Genomic DNA, 16,604 nt, shown 5'->3' with positions numbered 1-16,604 from the left:
GTACTGGTGTTGAAATGTTCCGTAAGCTTCTTGACGAAGGTCGTGCTGGCGAGAACTGTGGTGTTCTTCTACGTGGTACTAAGCGTGAAGATGTTGAGCGTGGTCAGGTTCTTGCTGCTCCTGGTTCAATCACTCCACACACTACTTTCAAGTCAGAAATCTACGTTCTGTCTAAAGAAGAAGGTGGACGTCATACTCCATTCTTCAAAGGCTACCGTCCACAGTTCTACTTCCGTACAACTGACGTAACCGGTACTATCGAGCTTCCAGAAGGCGTAGAGATGGTAATGCCTGGTGACAACGTTGCTATGACAGTTACACTAATCTGCCCAATCGCGATGGACGAAGGTTTACGCTTCGCAATCCGTGAAGGTGGTCGTACTGTAGGTGCTGGTGTTGTAGCTGAGATTGTTGCTTAATAGCGACTCTTCTTACAAACACTAAAGAAAAGGAAGCTTCGGCTTCCTTTTTTGTTATTTTGCATTTAACTCGGCACAAACCTACTTGTATTCTTGATTACTAACCTGAATAGGAATACAATCTATGGCCGATTTTTGACCCTCTGAGCTTACAATTAAGTAGTTTGAGAGTAGTAAGCTCGGAATTAAGTGGTTAGATAAGGTTTATTAAAAACTTTTTCAACCGAATACCACCTCAGGTCGTAGTGAGTAACGGAATTAACCGATGACAACAAATACTGAAAGCCAGAGTAATTCTCTGGATATCGTAAAGTGGGCCCTAGTCGTTATTTTATTGGCTGCTGCTATTATCGGCAACCAGATGTATAGCGAGGCAAGTGTATTAGTACGTGCAATTAGCGTTGTAGTAGCGTTTGCTATTGCTGGTTTTATTGCGCTACAGACAGAGAAAGGCAAGCAAGCGCTAGTCTTTGCTCGTGAAGCACAAATTGAAGTACGTAAGGTAGTATGGCCTACGCGTCAAGAAGCGCTCAATACAACATTTATTGTATTAGCCGCGACCGGTGTTCTAGCGTTGATCCTTTGGGGTATGGACGCAGTATTGCTGAGAATTGTTAATTTTATTACAGGCGTATAGGCACTTCGTATGACTGAAGCAACTGAAGCTAAAAAAAGATGGTATGTGGTCCAGGCCTTTTCTGGTTATGAAGGTCGTGTGCTTAAAACTCTGAATGAATATATTCAGATGCATAATATGGAACACTACTTTGGCGAAATTCTTGTCCCAACTGAAGAAGTTGTCGAGATGAGAGCGGGTCAACGTCGTAAGAGTGAGCGTAAATTCTTCCCTGGCTATGTTTTAGTACAGATGGAAATGAACGACGAAAGCTGGCATTTAGTGAAAAGCATCCCTCGTGTGATGGGCTTCATTGGTGGAACTTCAGATCGTCCAGCGCCTATTTCAGATAGAGAAGCTGACAGAATTCTACAACGCCTGCAGGAAACTACTGAGTCTCCGACACATCGCGTTATGTTTGAGCCTGGTGAAGTGGTACGTGTTACTGACGGCCCATTTGCTGACTTCAACGGTACTGTTGAAGAGGTTGATTATGAGAAGAACCGCGTTAAGGTTTCTGTCATGATCTTCGGTCGTTCTACACCAGTTGAGCTAGACTTTAGTCAGATCGAAAAGAGCTGATTAAATTAAATACAAAAAGTATTTGGACTGGGTGCGGATTTGTTATAAAATCCGCACCCATTGTTTTTCGGGGAGCTAATCGGCATGTCGCTGATGGCGTTTGAACCCAAATTGAGGAAATACTCATGGCTAAGAAAGTTGATGGTTACATCAAGCTACAAGTAGCAGCCGGTGCTGCAAACCCGTCGCCACCAGTTGGTCCTGCTCTAGGTCAAAAGGGCGTTAACATCATGGAATTCTGTAAAGCATTCAATGCTCGTACTGAAAAGTTCGACAAAGGTATGCCGATTCCTGTAGTTATCACCGTATATACAGACCGTTCTTTCACTTTTGAAACTAAGACACCACCTGCGTCTTTCCTTCTGCTTAAAGCAGCTGGTCTGAAGTCTGGTTCTGGTCGTCCTAACACTGAAAAAGTGGGAACTATCAAGCGCAGCGCTGTTCAGGAAATTGCTGAAACGAAAGCGGCTGATATGACTGGTTCTGATATTGATGCGATGACTCGCACAATTGAAGGTACTGCTCGTTCAATGGGTTTGGTAGTAGAGGACTAATATAATGGCAAAGCTAACTAAGCGCGCTCGCCTGATTCGCGAGAAAGTAGAAGTAACTAAAAACTACGACATCAATGAAGCTGTTGCACTTCTTAAAGAGCTAGCAACTGCTAAGTTCGTTGAGAGCGTAGATGTTGCTGTAAACCTTGGTGTTGATCCACGTAAATCTGACCAAAACGTTCGTGGTGCTACTGTACTACCACACGGTACTGGTCGTGATATCCGTGTTGCTGTATTCACACAAGGTGCTAACGCTGAAGCTGCTACAGCGGCTGGTGCTGAGCTTGTCGGTATGGACGAGCTTGCTGCACAAGTTAAAGCTGGTGAGATGAACTTCGACGTTGTTATTGCTTCTCCAGATGCAATGCGTGTTGTTGGTCAGCTAGGTCAGATCTTAGGCCCACGCGGTCTAATGCCTAACCCTAAGACTGGCACAGTAACGCCTAACGTTGCTGAAGCAGTTAAGAACGCTAAAGCTGGTCAAGTTCGTTACCGTACTGATAAGAACGGTATCATCCACACTACTATTGGTAAAGTGGACTTCGAACCTGCTCAACTTAAAGAAAACTTGGAAGCACTTGTTGGAGCACTAGTGAAAGCTAAGCCTGCTGCAGCTAAAGGTGTTTACCTTAAGAAAATCAGCATCTCGACCACTATGGGCGCAGGTGTTGCAGTTGACCAGGGTACCCTGGCTGACGCTAAGTAATTTTACAAGGCTCGCGTATTAGTCTATAATGCGCGCACCTTGTGGGTTGAGGCCTGTTTTTAACCATGTATTTGGTCAAAACATAGGCTTCCGTCCAAGACCGTAGGTGTTTTCCTAAAGGTTAACTTAATTTCCTACGTAGACGGTGTCGGACCCCAGAAAGAATTTGTTCTACTGGATAAGCACCGTAAATCATTAATCACATTTGTGGTTAATATGGTAATTGCTAGGGAATTCCCTAGATAGAATCCAGGAGTAAAGCCAATGGCATTAGGACTCGAAGACAAAAAAGCAATTGTTGCTGAAGTCAACGAAGCTGCCAAAGGTGCTTTATCTGCAGTTGTAGCCGATTCACGCGGTGTAACTGTAGGTGATATGACTAGTCTGCGTAAAGCAGCACGTGAAGCTGGTGTATACGTTAAAGTTGTACGTAACACATTAGTTAAGCGCGCTGTTGAAGGTACTGATTTTGAGTGCCTAAACGATACGTTTACTGGTCCTACTTTAGTTGCATTCTCTAACGAGCACCCAGGTGCTGCAGCGCGTCTTCTTAAAGATTTCGCCGCTGAACAAGAGAAGTTTGAAATTAAAGCAGCAGCCTTTGAAGGGGAAGTAATTCCTGCAGCCGATATTGATCGTTTAGCGAAACTGCCAACATACGACGAAGCTCTAGCTCAGTTGATGATGACTATGAAAGAAGCATCTGCTGGCAAGTTTGTACGTCTACTGGCCGCCCTTCGCGATCAAAAAGAAGAAGCAGCTTAAGTTTATACTTGCTGCCTAAACTCAGAACATTAGGAACATTTTGTTATGTCTATCACTAAAGACCAAATCTTAGAAGCCTTTGCAGAAATGTCTGTAATGGAAGTTGTTGAACTAATCGAAGCAATGGAAGAGAAGTTCGGCGTATCTGCTGCAGCTGCTGTTGTTGCTGGCGGTGCTGAAGGCGGTGCTGCTGCTGCTGAGCAAACTGAATTTGACGTTATGATGACTTCATTCGGTGACAACAAAGTTAAAGTAATTAAAGCTCTTCGCGGCGCTACAGGTCTTGGCCTGAAAGAAGCAAAAGCTATGGCTGAATCTGCTCCAGTAGCAGTTAAAGAAGGCGTAGAAAAAGCTGAAGCTGAAGCTCTTAAAGCTGACCTTGAAGAAGCTGGTGCTTCTGTTGAGATCAAGTAAGTTATAATTTAACTTGCTAAGCCCGAGTAATCGGGTGAAGGCTGGCGGTTTTTTGACCGCTGGCCTTTTTTGCGCTGTAAGCGTAGGCGATTTTTTATTCACCGTTTGTCGCCAGATTATGCAGTCCCTAACAGAGATTACTGGTTAGGTTCTTGCCATCAACGGTGATGGGCAAACGCGCTGTTTCAATCACATGATTGTTTCAGTCTTGGTCACATCTCGAAATCAGAGGAAACCCATGGTTTACTCCTATTCTGAAAAGAAGCGTATTCGTAAAGATTTTGGTAAACGTCCAAAAGTTTTGGATATCCCTTACCTATTGTCAATACAGTTGGACTCATTTAAGAAGTTCACTGATCAAGATCCTACTGGTGAGCGTGGCTTTGAAGCTGCCTTCCGTAGCGTTTTTCCCATCAAGAGCTTTTCTGGTAACTCAGAGCTACAATATGTTAGCTACAAGTTAGGTGAGCCTGTTTTTGATGTGAAAGAGTGTCAGATCCGCGGTGTTACATACTCTGCACCTCTACGCGTTAAATTGCGTATGGTGTTGTATGACCGTGAAGCGGCACCTGGAACAGTTAAAGACATTAAAGAACAAGAAGTTTATATGGGGGATATCCCTCTTATGACTGACAACGGTACCTTTGTTATCAATGGTACTGAGCGTGTTATCGTATCTCAGCTACACCGTTCACCTGGTGTATTCTTTGATCATGACCGCGGTAAGACCCACTCTTCAGGTAAGGTGCTTTATAACGCACGTATTATTCCTTACCGTGGTTCTTGGTTAGATTTCGAATTCGATCCAAAAGATGCACTATTCGTACGTATTGACCGTCGTCGTAAGCTACCGGCGTCAATCATTCTGCGTGCACTTGATTACTCTACTCAAGATATCTTAGATCTTTTCTTTGATCGTGTTGGGTTCAAGATTAAGAAAGATTCTTTAGTTATGGATCTTGTTGCTGATCGCCTTCGCGGTGAAACAGCAAGCTATGACATCAAAGATTCAGAAGGTAGTGTACTTGTTGAGAAAGGTCGTCGCATCACTGCACGTCATATTCGTCAGCTTGAAAAATCTAATACCACTGAACTTGAAGTACCAGTAGATTACATTGCAGGTAAGATCTCTGGTCAGGATTATATCGATCCTGATACTGGCGAAGTTTTAGTTTCTGCTAACGCAGAAATTACACTTGAAGATCTTGCTAAGCTATCTATGGCTGGCATCAAAGAAGTAAGCACACTTTATATCAACGAGCTTGATAATGGTGCTTACATGTCAGATACACTACGTATTGACTCTACTACTAACCGTCTTGAGGCGCTTGTAGAGATCTACCGTATGATGCGTCCTGGCGAGCCACCAACCAAAGATGCTGCCGAAGCACTTTTCCAGAACTTGTTCTTCAGTGAAGAGCGTTATGACCTATCGAAAGTTGGTCGTATGAAGTTCAACCGTCGCCTAAGTATTGGTGATGATGAAGGTACTGGCATTCTATCTAAAGAAGACATCGTTGCAGTAATGAAAAACATCATTACTATTCGTAACGGTGGCGACGAAGTCGATGATATCGATCATTTGGGTAACCGTCGTATTCGTAGCGTCGGTGAGATGGCAGAAAACCAGTTCCGTGTTGGTTTAGTTCGTGTTGAGCGTGCCGTTCGTGAACGTCTAAGCTTAGGCGATCTAAACGAGCTTATGCCTCAGGATCTGATCAATGCTAAGCCTATTTCTGCAGCAGTTAAAGAGTTCTTCGGTTCTTCTCAACTGTCTCAGTTTATGGATCAGAACAACCCGCTTTCTGAAGTAACTCACAAGCGTCGTATCTCTGCATTAGGCCCTGGTGGTCTAACGCGTGAACGTGCTGGCTTTGAGGTTCGAGATGTACACCCGACTCACTACGGTCGTCTATGTCCAATCGAAACTCCGGAAGGTCCAAACATTGGTCTAATTAACTCGCTAGCGAGTTTTGCCCGTACTAACTCATACGGCTTCCTTGAAACACCTTATCGTAAAGTTATCGATGGTGTTGTAACAGATCAGGTCGATTACCTGTCTGCTATTGAAGAAGGTCGCTATGTTATTGCACAGGCAATCGTAGATCTAGATGAAGATGGTCGTATGCTAGACGAGCTTATTGCTTGTCGTCATAAGGGTGATTCAACCTTTATGGGTGCATCTGATATTCAATACATGGATATCTCTCCACAGCAAATTATTTCTGTAGCGGCATCACTGATTCCGTTCCTAGAACACGATGATGCTAACCGTGCATTGATGGGTGCTAACATGCAACGTCAAGCGGTACCGACACTAAAAGCTGATAAGCCGTTAGTTGGTACAGGTATTGAGCGTACTCTTGCTGTTGACTCAGGTGTTGTTGTTGCTGCTAAGCGTGGTGGTAGTGTCGATTATGTTGATGCTAGCCGTATCGTGGTTAAGGTTAATGAATCTGAACTGCGTCCAGGTGAAGCAGGTATCGATATCTACAACTTGACCAAATACACGCGTTCTAACCAGAACACATGTATTAACCAGCGTCCATGTTGTTCAGTTGGCGATCCAGTTGTACGTGGTGATGTATTAGCCGATGGTCCATCAACCGATTTAGGTGATTTGGCTCTTGGTCAAAACATGCGTATCGCGTTCATGCCTTGGAATGGTTACAACTTCGAGGATTCAATCCTTATCTCTGAGCGCGTAGCTATGGAAGATCGTTTCACGACTATCCATATTCAGGAGCTTTCTTGTATTGCTCGTGATACTAAGCTAGGTAGCGAAGAGATCACTGCTGATATTCCAAACGTTGGTGAGTCTGCGCTTTCTAAGCTAGATGAATCAGGTATCGTTTATATCGGTGCAGAAGTTAAGGGTGGCGACATCCTAGTAGGTAAAGTGACACCTAAGGGTGAAACACAGCTTACTCCAGAAGAGAAGCTTCTCCGTGCAATTTTCGGTGAAAAAGCATCTGATGTAAAAGATAGCTCACTACGTGTACCTAACTCTGTTAAAGGTACAATCATCGACGTTCAGGTATTTACCCGTGACGGCGTTGAGAAAGATAAGCGTGCTGTTGAAATCGAAGAGATGCATATCGGTCAAGCTAAGAAAGATTTGACAGAAGAGTTCCAGATCCTCGAAGAGGGTGTATATGGACGTGCTCGTAACTTACTGCTAACTGCTGGCTTTAATGAAGCTCAACTTGATGCTATTCCACGTTCTCAGTTGCTTGTACAAAGCATTGATGACGAAGGTAAGCAGACAGAACTTGAGCAACTTGCTGAACAGCATGATGAGCTAAAAGCTGATTTCGATAAGAAGTTTGAAATTAAGCGTCGTAAGATCACTCAAGGTGATGATTTAGCACCTGGCGTACTGAAGATTGTTAAGGTTTACCTTGCAGTTAAACGTACTATTCAGCCTGGTGATAAGATGGCGGGTCGTCACGGTAACAAGGGTGTTATCTCTAAGATTAACCCTGTTGAAGACATGCCTTACGATGAGAATGGTAACCCAGTGGATATCGTATTGAACCCACTAGGTGTACCGTCACGTATGAACATCGGTCAGGTACTTGAAGTTCATATGGGCGCAGCGGCTAAAGGTATCGGTGATCGCATCACTGCTATGCTTGAAGAGCAGCGTGAACTTGCTGAGTTGCGTAACTACATTAAAGATGTTTATGAGCTAGGTGATGAAGTGCAGCAGCGCGTCGACATCAACTCATTCTCTGATGATGAAGTTATTCGTCTTGCTAAACACCTTAAGGGTGGTATCCCGATTGCGACTCCAGCGTTCGATGGTGCAAAAGAGAAAGAGATCAAGGAAATGCTAGCGCTTGCTGGTCTACCTACCTCTGGACAGCGCACTCTCTATGATGGTCGCACCGGTAACGAGTTTGAGCGTCAGGTAACTGTTGGTTACATGTATATGCTTAAGCTTAACCACTTGGTTGACGATAAGATGCATGCTCGTTCTACGGGTTCATACAGTCTTGTTACTCAGCAGCCTCTTGGTGGTAAAGCTCAGTTTGGTGGTCAGCGTTTCGGTGAGATGGAAGTATGGGCACTAGAAGCATACGGTGCAGCATATACTCTTCAAGAGATGCTAACTGTTAAGTCTGATGATGTGAACGGTCGTACTCAGATGTATAAGAACATCGTCGACGGTAATCACCAGATGCAACCAGGCATGCCAGAGTCATTCAACGTATTGTTGAAGGAGATCCGCTCACTCGGTATTAATATCGAGTTGGATCAAGACTAAAGCTAACGTTAGTTAGTTTGGCAATAAATTGGTGTCCTGCTTATGCGGGGCACCCGGTTTAACTCCTTCAGGAGAGAAACGTGAAAGACTTATTAAAGTTTCTGAAACAGCAAAGTAAGACTGAAGAATTTAACGGTATTAAGATCGGACTAGCGTCGCCAGATCTAATCCGCTCTTGGTCATTTGGTGAAGTTAAGAAGCCAGAAACCATTAACTACCGTACCTTTAAGCCTGAGCGTGAAGGCCTTTTCTGTGCGCGTATTTTTGGTCCAGTAAAAGATTACGAATGTTTATGTGGCAAGTACAAGCGACTTAAGCACCGTGGTGTGATCTGTGAAAAGTGTGGCGTTGAAGTTACACAGACTAAAGTGCGTCGTGAGCGCATGGGTCACATTGATCTTGCTAGCCCAGTAGCTCATATCTGGTTCCTTAAATCACTACCGTCTCGTATTGGTTTGATGCTGGATATGACTCTACGTGACATCGAACGTGTACTTTACTTCGAATCATTTGTAGTGATCGAGCCTGGCATGACCAGCCTTGAGCGCGGACAGATGCTTACCGAAGAGAACTACCTCGATGCGCTAGAAGAGTACGGTGATGAGTTCGAAGCGAAGATGGGTGCTGAAGCAGTACTTGAATTGCTACGTGCTATTGAGCTTGAGAAAGAGATTGAGATGATGCGCGAAGAGTTGCCATCAATCAACTCTGAGACTCGTCGTAAGAAGATCACTAAGCGTCTTAAGCTTATTGAGGCATTCTTCCAGTCTGGCAACAAGCCGGAATGGATGATCCTTAAAGTGCTACCGGTTCTGCCACCAGATCTTCGTCCTCTAGTACCACTAGATGGCGGTCGTTTTGCTACGTCTGATCTTAACGACCTATACCGTCGTGTGATTAACCGTAACAACCGTCTTAAGCGTCTGTTAGACCTAGCTGCTCCAGATATCATCGTACGTAACGAAAAGCGTATGTTGCAAGAATCTGTTGATGCGCTATTGGATAACGGTCGTCGTGGTCGTGCTATTACAGGTTCTAACAAGCGTCCGCTTAAATCTTTGGCCGATATGATCAAAGGTAAGCAAGGTCGTTTCCGTCAGAACTTGCTAGGTAAGCGTGTTGATTACTCTGGTCGTTCGGTTATTACCGTGGGTCCAACACTTCGCTTACATCAGTGCGGTCTTCCTAAGAAGATGGCTCTAGAACTATTTAAGCCTTTCATCTATGGCAAGCTTGAAGGTCGTGGTCTAGCGACAACGATTAAAGCGGCTAAGAAGATGGTTGAGCGTGAAGTTGCCGAAGTATGGGATGTACTTGACGAAGTGATTCGTGAACATCCAGTTATGCTTAACCGTGCACCAACACTTCACCGTCTAGGTATCCAGGCATTTGAGCCGGTACTGATTGAAGGTAAAGCGATTCAGCTACACCCACTCGTTTGTGCGGCATACAACGCCGATTTCGATGGTGACCAAATGGCTGTTCACGTGCCACTAACTCTGGAAGCACAGTTAGAAGCACGCTCGTTGATGATGTCTACCAACAACATTCTTTCACCAGCAAACGGTGAGCCGGTTATCACACCGTCACAAGATGTTGTATTGGGTCTTTACTACACCAGCCGTGAGTGTGTTAACGGTAAAGGTGAAGGTATGGCCTTTGAATCAGTTGATGAAGTTGAAAAAGCTTATCGTACTGGTTGTGCTCAAATTCATGCACGCATCAAGGTTCGTATTACTGAAACGCAAGTGGCCGAAAATGGTGAGCGCACAGAATCACGTCGTATCGTAGATACTACAGTGGGTCGTGCACTACTATCTCGTATTTTACCGAAAGGTCTTTCTTATGATCTGGTTAACCAGAACATGGGTAAGAAGCAGATCTCTAAGCTGCTTAACACCTGTTACCGTCAACTAGGTCTTAAAGATACTGTTATCTTTGCTGACCAATTGATGTATGCCGGTTTCCACTTTGCAACTGTGTCTGGTGCCTCTGTAGGTATCAACGATATGGTTATCCCTGATGAGAAATACACCTTAGTATCTGACGCTGAAGCTGAAGTTCTTGAAATTCAAGAGCAGTTCCAGTCAGGTCTTGTAACTGCCGGTGAGCGTTACAACAAGGTTATTGATATCTGGGCAAGTGCTAACGAAAAAATCTCTAAAGCTATGATGGATAACCTGTCTTCTGAGACAGTGATTAACCGTGATGGTGAAGAAGAGCAGCAGGAATCATTCAACAGTATCTACATGATGGCCGATTCAGGCGCTCGTGGTAGTGCTGCACAGATTCGTCAGTTAGCTGGTATGCGTGGTCTGATGGCTAAGCCAGATGGCTCTATCATCGAAACGCCAATTGTGGCGAACTTCCGTGAAGGTCTAAACGTATCTCAGTACTTCATCTCGACTCACGGTGCTCGTAAAGGTCTAGCCGATACCGCACTTAAAACAGCTAACTCGGGTTACCTAACTCGTCGTCTAGTTGATGTGGCTCAAGATTTAGTTGTTATCGAAGATGACTGTGGTACTTACGAAGGTCTAACAATGAAGCCGCTTATTGAAGGTGGTGATGTTGTTGAGCCACTTCGTGAGCGTGTTCTTGGTCGTGTTGTTGCAGTTGATGTTATGTACCCAGGTACTGAAAACATTCTTGCACCACGTAACACTCTGCTTGATGAAGCATGGTGTGACACGTTAGAAGAGCATTCAGTTGATGAAGTTATCGTACGTTCTGTAATTAGCTGTGATACCGACTTCGGTGTTTGTAAAGCTTGTTATGGTCGTGATTTGGCGCGTGGTCACCTTATTAACCAAGGTGAGGCTATCGGTGTTGTTGCTGCTCAGTCAATTGGTGAGCCTGGTACACAGCTTACGATGCGTACCTTCCACATTGGTGGTGCGGCATCTCGAGCTTCTGCTGAGAACAACGTTCAAGTTAAGAACGCTGGTACCGTTAAGCTGCATAATGCTAAACACGTTACTAACAGTGAAGGTAAGCTTGTTATCGTTTCTCGTTCATCTGAGGTCGCCATTATTGACGAACTCGGTCGTGAGAAAGAGCGTTACAAGGTTCCATACGGTACGATTCTAGAAAAACTAGAAGAAGCAGCCGTAGCAGCTGGCGAAATCATCGCTAACTGGGATCCGCATACGCATCCAATCGTTTCTGAAGTTGCGGGTAGTATCAAGTTTGTTGATATGATTGAAGGTGTCACCATGAACCGTCAAACAGATGAGCTAACTGGTCTATCTTCAATCGTTGTTATGGAAGTGGGTCAACGTCCAACAGCTGGTAAAGAGATGCGTCCTGCGATTCGTCTTGTTGGCGCTGATGGCAATGACTTGATGATTCCTGGTACTGAAGTACCAGCACAGTACTTCCTACCTGGTAATGCGATTGTAAACCAGGATGATAACGCTGCGATTAACGTTGGTGATGCACTAGCGCGTATCCCGCAGGAGTCTTCGAAGACTCGTGATATTACCGGTGGTCTACCTCGCGTTGCGGATCTATTCGAAGCGCGTAAGCCTAAAGAGCCAGCAATTCTTGCTGAATACTCAGGTACTATCTCGTTTGGTAAAGAAACTAAAGGTAAGCGTCGTCTATTGATCACGCCTGCTGATGGTGGCAAGCCATACGAAGAGATGATCCCTAAGTGGCGTAACCTTAACGTGTTCGAAGGTGAAAAAGTCGAACGTGGTGAAGTTATTGCCGATGGTGCTGAAGCTGCTCATGATATTCTACGTCTACGTGGTATTCATAAAGTGGCTAACTATATCGTTAATGAAGTTCAAGACGTATACCGTCTACAGGGCGTAAAAATTAACGATAAGCACATCGAAGTGATTATCCGTCAGATGCTACGTAAGTGCCTAATCACCGATGCTGGTGATAGTCAGTTCCTAGCGGGTGAGCAAGCTGAAGTCTCTCGCGTTAAGATCGCTAACCGCGAACTTGAAGCGCAAGGTAAGAAGCCTGCGACGTTTGAGCGTGAACTTCTTGGTATTACCAAGGCGTCACTAGCGACTGAGTCATTTATCTCAGCAGCGTCGTTCCAGGAAACTACCCGTGTTCTTACTGAAGCGGCTGTAGGTGGTAAGAGTGATAAACTACGCGGTCTTAAAGAGAACGTGATTGTTGGTCGCTTAATCCCAGCTGGTACTGGTTATGCTTATCATCAGAAGCGTAATGCTGAAGCTGCAGCAGCGGCTACAGGTAAGCCTACTGAAGAAGCATCAACAATTAGTGCAAGCGAAGCTGAGCAGAACCTAGCTGACCTACTAAATCTTGCTGGTAGCTCTGATTAATCAGTGTTAGAAAGTAAATAGAATGTAAAAAAGGCGCCTTAGGCGCCTTTTTTTTACTTAATATCGGTTAAAAGTTGTCTATTTCTTGACAGATACCCCATAGACTTCTAAAATTTCGCGTCCCACACCTGTGGGATATAGATTTTTCACACCTTACTGTTGAGTTTATCAACTGATTCGGAGCTATACATGGCAACTGTAAACCAGTTGGTCCGTAAGCCACGTGCGCCAAAAGTCGACAAGACTAATGTGCCTGCGTTGGATGCGTGTCCACAAAAACGTGGTGTTTGTACTCGCGTATACACAACCACACCAAAAAAACCTAACTCTGCACTACGTAAAGTAGCTCGTGTGCGTCTAACTAACGGTTTCGAAGTAACTTCGTACATCGGCGGTGAAGGCCACAACCTGCAGGAACACAGTGTAATTCTTATCCGTGGTGGTCGTGTTAAAGATCTACCTGGTGTACGTTACCACACTGTTCGTGGCGCATTAGATTGTGCTGGCGTGAGTGACCGTCGTCAAGGTCGTTCTAAGTACGGAGCTAAGCGCCCTAAGTCTTAACGTTTTCCGTTAAGTAAGGCCAAGCTAATATATAGATTCCAGTTTTGGGGTCCCTGAAGCATACGGAGAAATTGTTATGCCAAGACGTCGCGTTGTAGGACAACGTAAAATCCTACCAGATCCAAAGTTCAATAGTGAGTTGCTGGCTAAGTTCATCAACGTCATTATGCAGGACGGCAAAAAGTCGACTGCAGAAAAGATTATTTACAAGGCACTAGATACTGCATCTGAGAAAAAAGGTGAAGATCATCTTGTGATCCTTGAAGCAGCCCTGGAAAACGTTCGCCCTTCAGTCGAGGTTAAGTCTCGTCGTGTTGGTGGTTCTACTTACCAGGTACCATGTGAAGTACGCCCTGTTCGTCGTAACGCACTGGGTATGCGCTGGTTGGTTGAAGCTGCACGTAAGCGTGGTGAAAAATCTATGGCTCTACGTCTAGCAGGTGAAATGCTAGACGCTTCAGATAACAAAGGTACTGCTGTTAAGAAGCGCGAAGACGTGCATCGTATGGCAGAAGCAAACAAAGCGTTTGCTCATTACCGCTGGTAATCTGTTGGAGCTGGCATTTGCCAGCTCCATTTTCTACATCTCTAAGGTACTAACTCTAAGTGTTAACCTTAGTTAAGAGGGTTTAATCGTGGCTCGTACAACTCCTATTGAGCGTTACCGTAATATCGGTATCTGTGCTCATGTTGACGCAGGAAAAACCACAACAACAGAACGTGTTCTGTTCTATACCGGTATGTCTCATAAGATCGGTGAAGTTCATGATGGCGCAGCCACCATGGATTGGATGGAGCAGGAGCAGGAGCGTGGTATTACTATCACATCTGCTGCTACTACAACGTTCTGGCGCGGTATGGATGCACAGTTTACTGAGCACCGTATTAATATCATCGATACACCTGGTCACGTTGACTTCACAATTGAAGTTGAGCGTTCATTACGTGTACTCGATGGCGCAGTCGTTGTGTTCTGTGGTTCATCGGGTGTTGAACCACAATCTGAGACTGTTTGGCGTCAAGCTGATAAGTATCATGTCCCACGCATAGTATTCGTCAATAAGATGGATCGTGCTGGTGCAGACTTTGAAAGTGTTGTCGAGCAGATCCGTAACCGTCTGGGCGCAACTTGTGTACCTATTCACTTGAATATCGGTGCAGAAGAGGAGTTCAAAGGTGTTGTTGACTTGATTAAGATGAAGGCCATTAACTGGTCTGAAGAAGATCAAGGTACAACATTCTCCTATGAAGAGATTCCTGCTGAGCTTGCTGATAAAGCAGCTGAAATGCGTGAATACTTAGTTGAAAGTGCTGCTGAAGCGAACGATGAACTGATGGATAAGTACCTCGAAGAGGGCGAACTGTCAGAAGAAGAGATCAAATCAGCACTGCGTCAACGAACTCTTGCGAACGAAATCGTATTAGCAACCTGTGGTTCTGCATTTAAGAACAAGGGTGTGCAAGCGGTTCTCGATGCTGTTATTGATTACTTACCATCGCCGGTCGAAGTTCCTGCTATTAAGGGAATTGACGACAAAGATTTAGAGACTGAACGTCCAGCTGACGATTCTGCTCCCTTCTCTGCGTTGGCATTTAAAATTGCAACAGACCCATTCGTTGGTACCTTAACCTTTATGCGCGTTTATTCGGGTGTGATGGAAACGGGTTCTGGCGTATATAATTCGGTTAAACAGAAGCGGGAACGCATAGGTCGTATGGTGCAGATGCATGCAAACGATCGCCAAGAGATTAAAGAGGTTCGCGCTGGTGACATCGCTGCCGCTATTGGTCTTAAGGACGTAACTACGGGTGATACCCTTTGTGATCCAGATCATAAAGTCATCCTAGAACGTATGGAATTCCCTGAGCCAGTGATAACGATTGCTGTCGAACCGAGATCTCAAGCCGATGAGCAGAAGATGGGGATCGCGTTGCAAAAACTTGCAGCAGAAGATCCATCATTTCGTGTCGAAACTGACCCCGAGTCAGGACAAACACTAATCTCAGGCATGGGTGAGCTACACTTAGATATCATTGTCGACCGTATGCGTCGTGAATTTAGTGTCGAGTGTAACGTAGGTAAGCCACAAGTAGCTTATCGTGAGACTATTCGCTCGAGTGTAGAAGTCGAAGGTAAATTTGTACGTCAGTCAGGCGGACGTGGTCAGTTTGGTCATGTTTGGTTGAAACTGGAGCCTCAAGAAGAGGGCTTTGGGTACGAATTTGTCAACGAGATTGTTGGTGGTGCTGTTCCAAAAGAATACATCCCTTCAGTGGATAAAGGTATTCAAGAGCAGATGAAGAGTGGTGTTTTAGCTGGCTTCCCTCTCTTGGATGTGAAGGTTACACTTTATGACGGTTCATATCATGATGTGGACTCGAATGAGATGGCCTTTAAAGTTGCTGGTGCTATGGGCTTTAAGAAGGGCGCTTTAGAAGCTGACCCTGTGCTTTTAGAACCGTGCATGAAAGTCGAAGTAACAACGCCTGAAAATCATATGGGTGATGTTGTCGGAGACTTGAATAGACGTCGTGGCTTGATCGAGGGTATGGATGACGGCATTGCCGGCGTCAAACTCGTTCATGCGACCGTACCTCTATCTGAAATGTTTGGATATGCAACTGATTTGCGCAGTGCAACACAAGGGCGTGCTTCATACTCTATGGAGTTTTTGAAGTATTCCGATGCACCGCCAAACATTGCTAAAGCGATTATGGAAGCACGAGGCTAAATAGCCCTGTTATCCATATTTGTATAAATTAATTGCTATTGCTCGGTCAATGCCGAGCATTTCTGAAAAGAAAGGAATATATCGTGGCTAAAGAAAAATTTGAACGTAGTAAACCACACGTAAACGTTGGTACTATCGGACACGTCGATCATGGTAAGACTACTCTAACTGCTGCTATCTCTGCAGTATTGACTAAGACTTACGGTGGTGAAGTTAAAGATTTCGCACAAATCGATAACGCTCCAGAAGAGCGCGAGCGTGGTATTACAATTAATACCTCTCACATCGAATATGACACTCCATCACGTCACTACGCACACGTAGATTGTCCTGGTCACGCCGATTATGTTAAAAACATGATTACTGGTGCTGCTCAAATGGATGGCGCGATTCTAGTAGTTGCTTCTACAGATGGTCCAATGCCACAGACTCGTGAGCACATCCTGCTTTCTCGTCAGGTTGGTGTACCTTTCATCATCGTATTCATGAACAAGTGTGACATGGTAGATGACGAAGAGCTTCTTGAGCTTGTAGAAATGGAAGTTCGTGAACTTCTTTCTGAGTATGAATTCCCAGGTGATGACCTTCCAGTTATCCAAGGTTCAGCACTTAAAGCCCTTGAAGGCGAAGCTGATTGGGAAGCTAAGATTCTTGAGCTTGCAGAAGCACTTGATA

13 protein-coding genes are annotated in these 16,604 nt (G+C 44.8%); all 13 read left to right on the top strand.

Going from position 1 to position 16,604, the window contains the following annotated elements:
* The coding region (locus BM736_RS24400) for an EF-Tu/IF-2/RF-3 family GTPase (RefSeq protein WP_372828717.1) at positions 1 to 419 on the top strand (419 nt) is incomplete at its 5' end.
* A gap of 265 nt (positions 420 to 684) precedes the next feature.
* The gene (gene secE, locus BM736_RS24395) at positions 685 to 1,056 is read left to right on the top strand and encodes a preprotein translocase subunit SecE (RefSeq protein ID WP_076416866.1); all 372 of its coding nucleotides are present in this window, start codon (positions 685 to 687) and stop codon (positions 1,054 to 1,056) included.
* 9 nt (positions 1,057 to 1,065) lie between these two features.
* Positions 1,066 to 1,617 carry a transcription termination/antitermination protein NusG gene (gene nusG, locus BM736_RS24390; RefSeq protein ID WP_076416865.1) on the top strand — a complete coding sequence of 184 codons (552 nt, stop codon included), beginning with the start codon at positions 1,066 to 1,068 and terminating at the stop codon, positions 1,615 to 1,617.
* A 125-nt stretch (positions 1,618 to 1,742) separates the two neighbouring features.
* The gene (rplK, locus tag BM736_RS24385; protein WP_076416864.1) at positions 1,743 to 2,171 is read left to right on the top strand and encodes a 50S ribosomal protein L11; all 429 of its coding nucleotides are present in this window, start codon (positions 1,743 to 1,745) and stop codon (positions 2,169 to 2,171) included.
* 4 nt (positions 2,172 to 2,175) lie between these two features.
* On the top strand, positions 2,176 to 2,877 hold the full coding sequence (rplA, locus tag BM736_RS24380) for a 50S ribosomal protein L1 (protein ID WP_076416863.1): 702 nt from the start codon (positions 2,176 to 2,178) through the stop codon (positions 2,875 to 2,877).
* 264 nt (positions 2,878 to 3,141) lie between these two features.
* Complete coding sequence (rplJ, locus tag BM736_RS24375) at positions 3,142 to 3,642, top strand: 50S ribosomal protein L10 (RefSeq protein ID WP_076416862.1); 501 nt, start codon at positions 3,142 to 3,144, stop codon at positions 3,640 to 3,642.
* A gap of 45 nt (positions 3,643 to 3,687) precedes the next feature.
* Positions 3,688 to 4,056 carry a 50S ribosomal protein L7/L12 gene (gene rplL / locus BM736_RS24370; RefSeq protein WP_076416861.1) on the top strand — a complete coding sequence of 123 codons (369 nt, stop codon included), beginning with the start codon at positions 3,688 to 3,690 and terminating at the stop codon, positions 4,054 to 4,056.
* Between the two features lie 238 nt (positions 4,057 to 4,294).
* Entirely contained in the window at positions 4,295 to 8,326 is a 4,032-nt protein-coding gene (gene rpoB / locus BM736_RS24365; RefSeq protein ID WP_076416860.1) for a DNA-directed RNA polymerase subunit beta, read from the top strand.
* A gap of 80 nt (positions 8,327 to 8,406) precedes the next feature.
* A complete protein-coding gene (gene rpoC / locus BM736_RS24360; protein ID WP_076416859.1) occupies positions 8,407 to 12,633 on the top strand; it encodes a DNA-directed RNA polymerase subunit beta' in 4,227 nt (1,408 codons plus the stop codon).
* Positions 12,634 to 12,822: 189 nt separating this feature from the next.
* Positions 12,823 to 13,197 (top strand): 30S ribosomal protein S12, encoded by a 375-nt coding sequence (gene rpsL, locus BM736_RS24355; RefSeq protein WP_076416858.1) that lies wholly within the window; start codon positions 12,823 to 12,825, stop codon positions 13,195 to 13,197.
* A gap of 76 nt (positions 13,198 to 13,273) precedes the next feature.
* Positions 13,274 to 13,744, top strand: coding sequence for a 30S ribosomal protein S7 (gene rpsG / locus BM736_RS24350; protein ID WP_076416857.1), 471 nt, complete (start codon positions 13,274 to 13,276; stop codon positions 13,742 to 13,744).
* An 88-nt stretch (positions 13,745 to 13,832) separates the two neighbouring features.
* A complete protein-coding gene (gene fusA, locus BM736_RS24345; protein WP_076416856.1) occupies positions 13,833 to 15,929 on the top strand; it encodes an elongation factor G in 2,097 nt (698 codons plus the stop codon).
* An 83-nt stretch (positions 15,930 to 16,012) separates the two neighbouring features.
* A partial coding sequence (locus BM736_RS24340; protein WP_143562480.1) for a GTP-binding protein occupies positions 16,013 to 16,604 on the top strand: 592 nt, incomplete at its 3' end.

Origin of the sequence: Shewanella sp. UCD-KL12, from assembly GCF_001957125.1 — a bacterium.
GTDB lineage: Bacteria > Pseudomonadota > Gammaproteobacteria > Enterobacterales > Shewanellaceae > Shewanella.
The sequence above is the reverse complement of the archived record's forward strand: the minus strand, read 5'-3'. Positions and strand labels throughout refer to the sequence as shown.

Bases quoted from the DNA above. Each gene is read 5' to 3' on its own strand.
- secE (WP_076416866.1), top strand. From the start codon at position 685: ATGACAACAAATACTGAAAGCCAGAGTAATTCTCTGGATATCGTAAAG.
- nusG (WP_076416865.1), top strand. From the start codon at position 1,066: ATGACTGAAGCAACTGAAGCTAAAAAAAGATGGTATGTGGTCCAGGCC.
- rplK (WP_076416864.1), top strand. From the start codon at position 1,743: ATGGCTAAGAAAGTTGATGGTTACATCAAGCTACAAGTAGCAGCCGGT.
- rplA (WP_076416863.1), top strand. From the start codon at position 2,176: ATGGCAAAGCTAACTAAGCGCGCTCGCCTGATTCGCGAGAAAGTAGAA.
- rplJ (WP_076416862.1), top strand. From the start codon at position 3,142: ATGGCATTAGGACTCGAAGACAAAAAAGCAATTGTTGCTGAAGTCAAC.
- rplL (WP_076416861.1), top strand. From the start codon at position 3,688: ATGTCTATCACTAAAGACCAAATCTTAGAAGCCTTTGCAGAAATGTCT.
- rpoB (WP_076416860.1), top strand. From the start codon at position 4,295: ATGGTTTACTCCTATTCTGAAAAGAAGCGTATTCGTAAAGATTTTGGT.
- rpsL (WP_076416858.1), top strand. From the start codon at position 12,823: ATGGCAACTGTAAACCAGTTGGTCCGTAAGCCACGTGCGCCAAAAGTC.
- rpsG (WP_076416857.1), top strand. From the start codon at position 13,274: ATGCCAAGACGTCGCGTTGTAGGACAACGTAAAATCCTACCAGATCCA.